At 61.9% G+C, this 11112-nt stretch carries 6 protein-coding genes and 1 pseudogene; all 7 read left to right on the plus strand.

What is annotated here, in order from left to right:
* Positions 1-21: 21 nt before the first annotated feature.
* The 7 genes and pseudogenes from ATI14_RS07635 to ATI14_RS07665 all read left to right on the plus strand — a co-directional run bounded on the left by ATI14_RS07635 (position 22) and on the right by ATI14_RS07665 (position 11103).
* On the plus strand, positions 22-654 hold the full coding sequence (locus tag ATI14_RS07635; RefSeq protein WP_026083010.1) for a hypothetical protein: 633 nt from the start codon (positions 22-24) through the stop codon (positions 652-654).
* A 146-nt stretch (positions 655-800) separates the two neighbouring features.
* A complete protein-coding gene (locus ATI14_RS07640) occupies positions 801-2297 on the plus strand; it encodes a YdgA family protein (RefSeq protein ID WP_016969151.1) in 1497 nt (498 codons plus the stop codon).
* Positions 2298-2589: 292 nt separating this feature from the next.
* Positions 2590-5070, plus strand: coding sequence for a poly-beta-1,6 N-acetyl-D-glucosamine export porin PgaA (gene pgaA, locus ATI14_RS07645; RefSeq protein ID WP_016969150.1), 2481 nt, complete (start codon positions 2590-2592; stop codon positions 5068-5070).
* A 12-nt stretch (positions 5071-5082) separates the two neighbouring features.
* Positions 5083-7080, plus strand: a complete 1998-nt coding sequence (pgaB, locus tag ATI14_RS07650) for a poly-beta-1,6-N-acetyl-D-glucosamine N-deacetylase PgaB (RefSeq protein WP_016969149.1) — start codon at positions 5083-5085, stop codon at positions 7078-7080.
* Between the two features lie 2 nt (positions 7081-7082).
* A pseudogene (gene pgaC, locus ATI14_RS07655) lies at positions 7083-8423 on the plus strand (poly-beta-1,6-N-acetyl-D-glucosamine synthase).
* 2 nt (positions 8424-8425) lie between these two features.
* Positions 8426-8908 carry a poly-beta-1,6-N-acetyl-D-glucosamine biosynthesis protein PgaD gene (gene pgaD / locus ATI14_RS07660; protein WP_026083011.1) on the plus strand — a complete coding sequence of 161 codons (483 nt, stop codon included), beginning with the start codon at positions 8426-8428 and terminating at the stop codon, positions 8906-8908.
* A gap of 473 nt (positions 8909-9381) precedes the next feature.
* Positions 9382-11103: a ShlB/FhaC/HecB family hemolysin secretion/activation protein gene (locus ATI14_RS07665; RefSeq protein WP_080520210.1), complete on the plus strand. Its 1722-nt coding sequence runs from the start codon at positions 9382-9384 to the stop codon at positions 11101-11103.
* Positions 11104-11112 lie beyond the last annotated feature (9 nt).

Below are 11112 nucleotides of genomic sequence, written 5' to 3' on the forward strand. Positions count from 1 at the left end.
TTGCTCATGGGGATTCCAATAATGAAAAACCCTTATGCTCCCGCTTTCTGGTGCGTGTTCTTCGCACTGGTGCTGTTATCGGCTGCTTATTTCTACGGCGTCATGCTCGCTCACCAAATCGACAAGGCCATGGTGTTTCTCGACAGCGCTTGCCTGGTGATCGGCACCTTGTCCATCGGCGTGGTGGCCTGGGCGTCCTACCAAAACCAACGGGTAAAAAAACGTCTGCTCGAACAGGGCAAGACGCGCCTGGCGATCTGGGACACCAAGGTGGCACTGCGCCGCGTCGAAACCGTGTTCGACCGCTATTTCTGGGGCAGCTACTGGCAGCCCGGGCGCACGTTTCAGGAAGTCATGGGCGAACTCACCGGCACGCCCCTGGAAAAAAGCCTCGAAGCCCTGAAAAAACAGTGCGTGCTGCTCGACAAGCAGGTAGCCGACGGCAGGCATTGGCTGAATAACGCGCGGGAATTGTCCGACGTGGCCAACCAGATGGCCCGCGAACGCTATCAGCTGGACTTCTGCAATCCCAAAGCCGACACACCGGGCAACGCCGTGATACACCGCGAGTTTGAGGTGTTGGTGTACACCTGGACGGCACGTTTGAAGAGTTTTGATCATCAGCTTGATGAGATTGAAACCGAATACTCCTGAACGAAGTGCGGCTTGATCACTCTGAGAAAACTAGGCCGTCTGCGGCCGCCAGTGCTAATCTTCCCCCGTTTTCGGCGGGCTTGAGCCAACCCCCCGGGGTTCAAGGAAGACAGCCCACTTCTCACAGGATTTGATCAGGTCACTTCATGAATAAGCCAGCCGTTGTTTTCTTGGGTTTCGTTGTTGCCATCGGCGCCGTCAGTGCGGGCGGTGCCTGGTACACCGGCAAGCAGTTGGAACCGGTCCTGCAGACCGCGATCCAGAATGCCAACAAAGAACTGCAGACCTCCATGGCCGGTGTCGACGGCACCGCCAGCCTGGAACTGGTGTCCCTGGACCGTGGCCTGTTCAGCAGCACCGCCCACTATCGCCTCAAAGGGCAGGGCAATGTATTCGGTGAAGGCAACCCGAACCCCGAGCTGTTGTTTGTCGACCATATCGAACACGGCCCGCTGCCGTTCTCGCGCCTGGTGTCGCTGAAATGGCTGCCGGTCATGGCCACCAGTCACTACTCGCTGGAAAAGAACGCCACCACTGAAAAATGGTTCGCCGCCAGCAAAGACGTGTCGCCGCTCAAAGGCGTGGCCAACATCGGCTACAACCGCTCGGTGAGCGGCAATGTTGAATTGGAGCCGCTTGAATTCAAGGACGACAAGTCCTCGGTGAGCTTCAGCGGCGCCAATATGGACTTCGACGGCACCGCCGAAGGCCAGAAGGTCAAGGCCGAAGGTTTCATGAACAGCCTCAAAGTGTCGGCGGTCGATGCCAACGGCGCGCCATTCGAAGCCGAACTGGCTGGCCTGACCATCGCCAGCAACCTGGAAAAATCCACCTTCGGTTTCTACACCGGGCAGAACACCGTTGAACTGACCGACTCCAAGTTCACGTTCGGCCCGGAAAAAGCGGTGCTCACGTTCAAGGGCTTCGAGCAGAAAGGCACCAGCGAGGTCAAGGACAACAACATGGGCGGCCGAGTCGACTACAAAATCGACGAAATTGGTTACCAGGGTAAGCCGGTGGGCTCTGCGGCCCTGGCGGTCAGCATGAAAAATGTCGACATCCCGTCGGCACTGGTGCTGACCCAGCTCTACCAGGAAAAAATGCAGCCGGTCCAGGCGGCCACTGCCGCCGGCCAGCCGGTACCTGAGGTGCAACTGACCGAAGCCGAGCAGACCCTGGCTGAAGCCAACGTCAACCAGGCGCTGGCTTCCAAGCCGCAAGTGGCGGTGGAAAACCTGTCGCTGAAAACCACCCATGGCGAGAGCAAGTTCAACCTGATCCTCGACCTCACCAAGCCTGCCTCCATGGAGCTGCCGCCCGTTGAGCTGGGCAAGCAAATGGTTGCCCTGCTGGATGCCAACCTGACCCTGTCCAAGCCGATGATCGGCGATGTGGCCGGCCTGCAGGCGCAGATCGGCGGCGTGACCGACCCTAAAGCCATCGAGCAGCAATCCCAGATGGCGGCCGAAATGGTCAGCGGCATGGCGGTCGGCACACAACTGGCGACCCTGGAAGGCACCGACGTGGTGTCCAAACTGCACTACGCCAACAATGAAGTGACGTTCAACGGCCAGAAGATGACCGTCGAGCAGTTCCTCAGCTTCATCATGGCCAAGGCCGGTGCCGTCAGCGGCGCGCACTAATTGCTCAACCGCTGAACCCTGTGGGAGCGGGCTTGCCCGCGATAGCGATCTGTCAGTCAGCACTTGATTGGCTGATATACCGCCATCGCAGGCAAGCCAGCTCCCACAGTTGTTTGTGTCCAGCCCATCAGCCAATTCTGAACAATTGTTCCGATTTGAGCATTCCCCTACTTTCCTAAGGGATAGTTCCTACAAGGAAAGCTAGGCCGGGTCACTAGACGCCGGCACCCTGAAGCCAATCGCTCAGGACCACTTATCGTTACAGCTTTCCGTGTGTAAGGAAGCTCACGATATGTTGCGAAACCTACCAATCAGTGCTTCAGGCCGGTTGCGACTGCTCATCGGTGCAGCCTTGTGCAGCCAACTGCTGATGCCCGCTTTCGCCGTGGCCGACCCCGCCTATGACGCCCTGATCATTCAGGCCCGCAACGGCAACTTCACGCCTGCCCTGACTCAACTGCGCCAGCTGCCCGTCGAACGCCAGACGCCGGGGCAGATCAGCGATCACCTGGTGATCGCCGGCTGGGCCGGGCAAGACGCCGAAGTGCTGAAGGTGTATGAGGCCCAGGGCAAAAATCGCAACCTGACCACCCAGGCGCTCGCCACGGTGGCGCGCACCTATCGCAACCAAAAGCAGTGGCCCCAGGCGCTGGCGGTTTACCGGCAGGCGCTGCTGCGCGAGCCGAATAACGTCGACCTGCAATTGGGCCAGGCCCTGACCCAGGCCGACGGCGGCCAGACCAACGAAGCGGTGCAACGCACGCGCGCGCTGGTGGCGGCCAACCCCAACGACCCGAACCGCCGCATGGCCCTGGGCTACGCGCTGACCCGCGCCGGCCTGAACTACGACGCGCTCTTCGAATTCGACCAGGCGTTTATCCGTGCCGGCGACAAACCGGAAGTGGTGCGTGAATACATCGTCGCCCTGCAAAAGGCCCGTTTGCCGGAACCGGCGCTGCGCCTGTCGGCCAAGCATCCGGGGGTAGTGGATGCCGTAACCCAGCGCCGCCTCGAAGGAGACCTTGCCGCCGAGCGCGTGCGCATGGCCGAGTTCGCCACGCGCACCGAGAAAGAACGCTACGTGGTTGCCGACCGCGCCCTTGCCGACTACGACAAACTGCTCGCCCGCTGGACCCCGGACGCCAGCGCCCATGACGACGTGGTGCGCTGGCGCATCGACCGCCTGGGCGCGCTCAAGGCCCGCGCGCGCACGGCCGAGGTGATCCGCGAATACCAGACCCTCAACGGCGAAGGCGTGCAACTGCCCACTTATGCGCTGCGCTGGGTGGCGGCGTCTTACCTCGACCAGCGCCAACCGGAACAAGCCGAGCCGCTGTACCGCCAGGTATTGAGCGCCCCGGACGCCGACGCCAGCTACCGCGTCGATGACAGCACCGCGCTGTTCTATGCCCTGCTCGAAAGCGACAAAGTCGAGGAGGCTCGCACCGTGGCCAACGACTTGGCGAAAAGCCAGAACCCGCGGGTGGAGCTCAAAGGCCTGCCGATCGGCAACCCCAACGACAATTGGATGGACGCTCAGCAGCTGTCCGCCCAGGCCGGCACCTACGGCGGCGACCTGCCAGGCAGCGAAGCCGGTCTTGAGGCTCTGGTGGCCAAGGCGCCGGGCAATATCGGCTTGCGCCTGGCCCAGGCGGATATGTACCGCGCGCGCGACCTGCCACGGCGCGCCGAAGGCACGCTCAAGGAAACCGAAGCCCAGGCCCCGCGCGACATCGGCCTGGAAGTGTCCCAGGCCTACACCGCCATGGACCTTCAGGAATGGCGCCAGATGGACGCCCTGACCGACGACGTGCTGGCGCGCAACCCGGACAACCGCCAGGTGCAGCGCCTCAGCCGCCTGCGTGATGTCCACGACATGGCCGAGCTGCGCGTTGAGGCCTACACCGGCAAAAGCTACGGCGGCGGCAACAACAACGACGCCGGCGCGGTGGCCGGCAGCCGCGACTGGGGCATCGAAAGCGTGCTCTATACCCCGCCTATCGACGAAGACTGGCGCCTGTTCGCCGGTGCCGGTTACGCCACCGCCGACTTCAACGAAGGTACCGGCCAGCACCGCTGGCAGCGTGTGGGCGTGGAGCGGCGCACCCGCGACATGACTCTGGAGGCTGAAGTCTCCAACCACTCCTATGGCTACGGCTCCAAGCAGGGCGCGTCGGTGTCGATTGCCCGTGACATCAATGACAACTGGCAGTACGGCGGCAGCCTGGGCTACCTGCTGACCACCACGCCACTGCGCGCGTTGAATGCCGATGTCACCGCCAACGGCGGCAGCGGCTTCATCCGCTGGCGCCAGAATGAAAGCCGTGAGTGGAAGCTGTCGTTGAGCCCCTCACATTTCAGCGACGGCAACAACCGGCTCGAAGCCTTGCTCACCGGTCGCCAGGGCATTTACAGCTCGCCCCATGTGCAAGTGGACCTGGGCCTTGAAGTCGGCGCCAGCCGCAACACCAAAGACGACACGGTGTACTTCAACCCCAAGTCCGACCTCAGCGTGCTCCCCACCGTCACGGTCAACCATGTGCTCTATCGCCGCTACGAAACCCAGTGGAGTCAGCAGTTCCAGCTCGGTGCGGGTACGTATAGCCAGAAGGACTATTCCACCGGAGGCGTCGGCCTGATCGGTTACGGCCAACGTTTTCGCTGGAACGACGTGCTGGACGTCGGCGCCAACCTGAGCCTGATCAGCCGCCCTTATGACGGCGACCGCGAACGCGATCTGCGCCTGCTCGTCGACCTCACTTACCGTTTCTAGAAGAGCCTGACCATGACTGTTCTCAGCCGTTGCTTACTGGTCCTGGGTGTAGTGCTCGCCGGCGCTTGCGCCCAGCAGCCCGCGCCCTACACGCCACCCGCCGAGCGCCCGGTACCTGCGCGCGAAGCGCCGTGGCCGAAAAACCATTTCCTGGGCATTGCCTATCACGATGTTGAAGACCGCGACCCCGATCAGGCCGTGGTGGCGGTGCGCACCGAGCGTTTGATCGAGCAGTTGGCGTGGCTGCGCGAGAACGGCTACCAGCCGGTCAGCGTCGACCAGATTCTGGCCGCACGCAGCGGCGGCCGTGAGCTGCCGCCAAAGGCCGTGATGCTCAGCTTCGACGACGGCTATTCGAGCTTCTACACCCGTGTGCTGCCGATTCTGCGTGCCTATAACTGGCCGGCAATTCTTGCGCCGGTGGGCTACTGGATCGACACGCCACTGAACAAACCAGTGGATTTTGCCGGCACGCCGCGTGCCCGCTCCGACTTTCTGACCTGGGAGCAGGTGCGCGAAATTTCCAAGTCCAACCTGGTGGAAATCGCCGCCCACACCGACGCCAGTCACACCGGCATCCTGGCCAACCCTCAGGGCAACCTGGAGCCCGCCGCTGCGACCCGTCGTTATGACGCCGCCACCGGCAAATACGAAACCGAAGCGCAATTCCAGGCGCGTATGCGGGCTGACGTCACCGCCATTACCAACAAACTGCGGGCCGTCACCGGGAAGGCGCCGCGCGTATGGGTGTGGCCGTACGGTGCCGCCGACGGCACTTCGCTGGCGGTGGTGGGCGAAAACGGCTACCAGATGGCCCTGACCCTCGACGACGGCCTCGACGACCTCGCCAACCTCAAGAGCAGCCCGCGCTTCCTGGTGGCTTCCGACCCGGACGGCGAGCACTACGCCAACGCCATTGTCGGCACCCAGTCGCGAACCTCTATGCGCGTGCTGCACGTGGACCTGGATAACGTCTACGACCCTGACCCGGCCCAGGAAGCGCGCAACCTCGACCAGTTGATTCAGCGCGTGGTCGACATGGGCGCCAGTACCGTGTTCCTGCAAGCCTTCGCCGACCCCAAGGGTGACGGCCTGGTGCACTCGCTGTACTTCCCCAACCGCCATCTGCCGGTGCGTCAGGACCTGTTCAACCGCGTGACCTGGCAACTGCGCACCCGTGGCCATGTGGCGATTTTCGCGTGGATGCCGGTGCTCAGCTTTGCGCTGGACCCGGCGTTGCCACGCGTCACGCGCTGGGACCCGAGCACTGGCCAGGTCGGTATCGACCCCGACCAGTACAAACGCCTGTCGCCGTTTGATCCGAAGGTGCGCCAGCAAATCGGCGAGATCTACGAAGACCTTGCGCGCAACACCTCGATTGACGGCGTGCTGTTCCACGACGACGCGCTGTTCTCCGACTTTGAAGACGGCAGCCCCGCCGCGCTCAAGGCCTACGCCGCCAACGGCCTGCCGAACACGATCGCCGCACTGCGCGACGACCCGGCCGTGATGCAACGCTGGACTCGCTTCAAGAGCCGTTACCTGATCGACTTCACCCAGGAACTGATCGGCAAGGTCCGCGCCATCCGTGGGCCACAGGTGCAGACCGCGCGCAACATCTTCGCCGAACCGATGCTCAACCCGGCCAGCGAAGCCTGGTTTGCGCAGAACCTCGATGATTTCCTCCAGACCTATGACTGGACCGCACCGATGGCCATGCCGTTGATGGAAGGCGAGACCCTGAAAAACTCCAACGCCTGGCTGGAACAACTGGTGGCCACCGTCAAGGCGCGACCTGACGCGCTGTACCGCACCGTCTTTGAGCTGCAAGCCAAAGACTGGCGCACCAAGGACGCGCCGAATATCGACGGCGCGCAGATGGCCGAATGGATGGGTGTGCTCAAACGCCAGGGGGTCAGGAGTTTTGGCTACTACCCGGACAACTTCCTGGAAAACTCGCCGGACCTGAAGACGGTACGTCCGGCCCTTTCCAACCAATGGAACCCTTGACCATGTTCGACAGAATCCTGGCTTTATTCGTGTTGGCGCTGGTGTTGGGGGTGCCGCTCGGCCTGATCTTCCTGGTCACCGGGCAGTTCCTGATGGACTTCGTGTTCTTCTACCCGCTGTTCATGTCGGCACTGTGGATTGCCGGCGGCCTGTACTTCTGGCTGCACTGGGAACGCCACTGGCCGTGGCAGGAAGACACCCCGGCGCCGACCCTGGCCGGCAACCCGCTGATCTCGATCATCATCCCTTGCTACAACGAGGGGGATAACGTTGCCGACACCATTCACGCGGCGCTGGATCAGGTGTACCCGAACGTTGAAGTGATCGCGGTCAACGACGGCTCCAAAGACAACACCGCCGCCGTGCTCGACGCCCTGGCCTTGTAGAACCCGCGCTTGCGCGTTTTGCACCTGGCGCAAAACCAGGGCAAGGCCGTGGCCCTGCGCATGGGCGCCGTAGCGGCGCGCAGCGAATACCTGGTATGCATCGACGGCGATGCCTTGCTCGACAAAAACGCGGCGGCGTATATGGTCGCGCCGATGCTCGACAACCCGCGCCTGGGCGCCGTCACCGGCAACCCACGTATCCGCACACGCTCGACCTTGATTGGCCGGGTGCAAGTGGGCGAGTTCTCTTCGATCATCGGTTTGATCAAGCGCACCCAGCGCGTGTTCGGGCGGATCTTTACGGTGTCGGGTGTGGTGGTGGCGTTTCGCAAGAAGGCGCTGGACCGTATCGACTACTGGTCCACCGACATGATCACCGAAGACATCGACGTGAGCTGGAAGCTGCAACTTGATCACTGGGCGATCTTCTACGAGCCCCGTGCGCTGTGCTGGATCCTGATGCCCGAAACCGTCGGCGGCCTGTGGAAACAGCGCCTGCGCTGGGCCCAGGGCGGCGCCGAAGTGCTGTTCAAGAATATCCGTGGCATCTGGCAATGGCGCCACCGCTACCTGTGGCCGCTGCTGTTCGAATATTGCCTGTCCACCGGTTGGGCCTTCACCTTCCTGCTCTCGGTGATCTTCTGGGGCCTGGGTAAATTCATGGTGCTGCCACAGGCGATTGCCGTGGATTCGTTGGTGCCACCGGCGTTTACCGGCCTGGTGCTGGCGATGGTCTGCCTGCTGCAATTTGCGGTGAGCATCCTGATCGACCGGCGCTACGAGAAAGACCTGTGGAAAACCCTGTTCTGGACCGTGTGGTACCCGATGGTGTTTTGGCTGGTCAGCTTGTTCACCACGCTGGTGAGTTTTCCCAAGGTGTTGTTCAACCAGCATCAAAAACGCGCGCGCTGGGTCAGCCCGGACCGCGGCATCAAACCCCGCGAAGAGGAGGCGTGATCATGAAACTGGTCAGAACTCGCCAGAACACCGTGATGTGGATCATCGATGTGCTGCTGACGGTGCTCGCGTGGGCCGGGCTGGTCTGGCTGCTGGCGCGCGGCATGAGCGCCATGCTCGAAACCCACGGTGGCCCGCGCCTGGAGGCGCCGATTTTTGCCGCGCTCAATACATTGCAAACCTACCTGTGGATTGCCCTGTTCAACGCGGTGATCCTGATCACCTGGGCGCGTTACCAACAACGCCGGGGGCGCAAGTTCGCCCAGCGCCGTGCCGAGGCCAACGCGCTCAGCGACAAGAGCCTGAGCGAGAGCTTCAACCTGGGTGACGGTCACCTGGAGCAGTTTCGCAAACCGGGTGTGCTGGTGATCCACAACGATGAAGAGGGCGGGGTGGAGGATGTGAAGTCGCATGTGTCCCGTGATGTGGAGCGGCCGGGATTGACGCTGGTGCCGGGCGCAGAAAAGGACAAAGGCGCCGGTTAGCAGACCGATCGTTCCCACGCTCTGCGTGGGAATGCATCATGTGACGCTCCGCGTCACCTCCAATGGCTTGAGATAATCGCGAAATTCCGGACGCGGAGCGTCCGTGGCTGCATTCCCACGCGGAGCGTGGGAACGATCACCGACCCGCTTCGTCTGGAATACCGACAAATGGGATCCAATTCACAAAACCCCCGCGAACTTTTCCGGGATCCCCGGTACTAACCTATCTCGACAAGAACTTGATGGCCAACTAATGGCATTTATCAGCTCATAGTCGAAATGCCATCAATACAGTGGCCGTCTGTCGGAATATTAATTTCGGTTATCGGGTGTCTGTCTTTTTGATGATTATTTATTGTTATTAATCAACGGCTTGCAGAATTAACGAGTACGAAAGTCCAACTAGTCCGGTTTCTTGGCTCAATGGAAGTTCGATGTTAGTTTGCCGCCCCTTGATTTTCGATGGATCGAACATGTCTTTGTTATTGCCACGGATTCGGTACTTGCTGTGCACTTTCCTGCTCGTTTGCCTGAGCCAGAACAGTGCTGTCGCCGCCCCCACGCCAGGGGATCAAGACCTGATCCGCGACCGGCAGAACCGCCTGCTCGAAGAACAGCAGCGGCGCCTCGAAGAACTCAAGGACCTGCCCGGCAAAGAAGCCAAGCCTCAAGCCCCGGCCACGCCTGCGGACACGCGCTGCTTTCCCATCAAAGACATTCAACTGCAAGGCGCCGACAGCCTGCCGGCCCCGGACCGCGAGCGCCTGCTCAAGCCCTATGTGGGCCAATGCCTGGGCGTGTCACAGCTCAATGACCTGCTCAAAACCCTCACCGATTACTACATCGCCAAAGGCCGCGTGACCAGCCGCGCTTACTTGCCGCAGCAGGATCTCTCCACCGGCCACCTGCAGGTGCTGGTGGTGGAAGGCAAACTCGAAGCCCTGAAAAGCGCCGAAGGCAGCAGCGTGACCGACCGCGAGCTGGCCATGGCCTTTCCCGGCAAGGTCGGCGAGGTGTTGAACCTGCGCGAAGTCGAGCAACTGGTGGACCAGTTGAACCGCCTGCCGTCCAAACAGGCGCAAATGGAACTCACCCCCGGCAGCCAGATCGGCGGCAGCGACGTGGTGGTCAAAAACACCCCGCAAAAGCCCTGGCGCGCCAGCCTGTCGCGCAACAACGACGGCCAGAAAAGCACCGGCGAACAACAGTGGGGCGCGGGCCTTGAGTGGGACAGCCCGCTGGGCCTGGCCGACCAACTGATGCTGCGCGGCGGCCACGACGGCGTCAGCGACCACCAGAAAACCTCGAAAAACAGCATGCTGTATTACAACGTGCCGTGGGGCTGGTGGAACTTCAGTTACACCTACAGCGAGAGTGATTACCGCGCGCTGGGTTACGCCGACACCTTCAAGTTCAAGCAGTCGGGCGACAACCAAAACCACCAGTTTCGCGCCGAGCGCGTGGTGCACCGCGACGACGTGAGCAAAACCTCGATCAACGCCGGCGTCGCGCATTTGCGCACCAACAACTACATCAACGATGAGCGCCTCGGCGTCAGCAGCCAGCGCCTGAGTGAGTTGCAACTGGGCGTCAACCACGGGTGGCGGATCGGCAATTCATTCGTCAACCTCGACCTGGGCATGCAAAACGGCATCGGCGCCTTCGATGCCCAGGCCAACGATGAGCGCGACAAGAATGGCAACCGCCAACCCAGTGCGCGTTATCGCAAATACACCGCCACCGTGAGCTACCTGCAGCCCTTCACCTTGTGGGGCGAGTCGTTCAGTTTCTCCAGCCTGGCCACCGGCCAACACAGCGAAGACATTCTCTTCAGCCCCCAGCGCATGAGCCTCGGCGGCTCGGCCTCGGTGCGCGGTTTCAAAGACCAGCAGCTCACCGGCGACAGCGGCGGCTACTGGCGCAACGACGTGCGCTGGGCGCGCCCGGTGACCTGGGCCTGGATGCGCCCGGCCTTCGCCGAATACGGCGCCAGCGTCGGCTACGACCAGGGCGTGATCAGCAACGGCCGCTACAACGGCGACGTGCACGGCCGGGTTTCCAGCAATTCGCTGGAACTGTTCGCCCGTGGCAAATACGTCAGCAGCAGCGTGACCTTTGCGCATTCTCTGGAACGCCCGGCAGTGATGAGCAAGCGCGAAGCGCCGATCTACTTCCGCATGGACTTCTTCCTGTAATTCAACGCC

Origin of the sequence: Pseudomonas tolaasii NCPPB 2192, from assembly GCF_002813445.1 — a bacterium.
GTDB lineage: Bacteria > Pseudomonadota > Gammaproteobacteria > Pseudomonadales > Pseudomonadaceae > Aquipseudomonas > Aquipseudomonas tolaasii.

What these genes read in the sequence shown, in the direction of transcription:
- pgaD (WP_026083011.1), top strand. Translation starts at nt 8,426, where the DNA reads ATGAAACTGGTCAGAACTCGCCAGAACACCGTGATGTGGATCATCGAT.
- ATI14_RS07640 (WP_016969151.1), top strand. Translation starts at nt 801, where the DNA reads ATGAATAAGCCAGCCGTTGTTTTCTTGGGTTTCGTTGTTGCCATCGGC.
- ATI14_RS07635 (WP_026083010.1), top strand. Translation starts at nt 22, where the DNA reads ATGAAAAACCCTTATGCTCCCGCTTTCTGGTGCGTGTTCTTCGCACTG.
- pgaA (WP_016969150.1), top strand. Translation starts at nt 2,590, where the DNA reads ATGTTGCGAAACCTACCAATCAGTGCTTCAGGCCGGTTGCGACTGCTC.
- pgaB (WP_016969149.1), top strand. Translation starts at nt 5,083, where the DNA reads ATGACTGTTCTCAGCCGTTGCTTACTGGTCCTGGGTGTAGTGCTCGCC.
- ATI14_RS07665 (WP_080520210.1), top strand. Translation starts at nt 9,382, where the DNA reads ATGTCTTTGTTATTGCCACGGATTCGGTACTTGCTGTGCACTTTCCTG.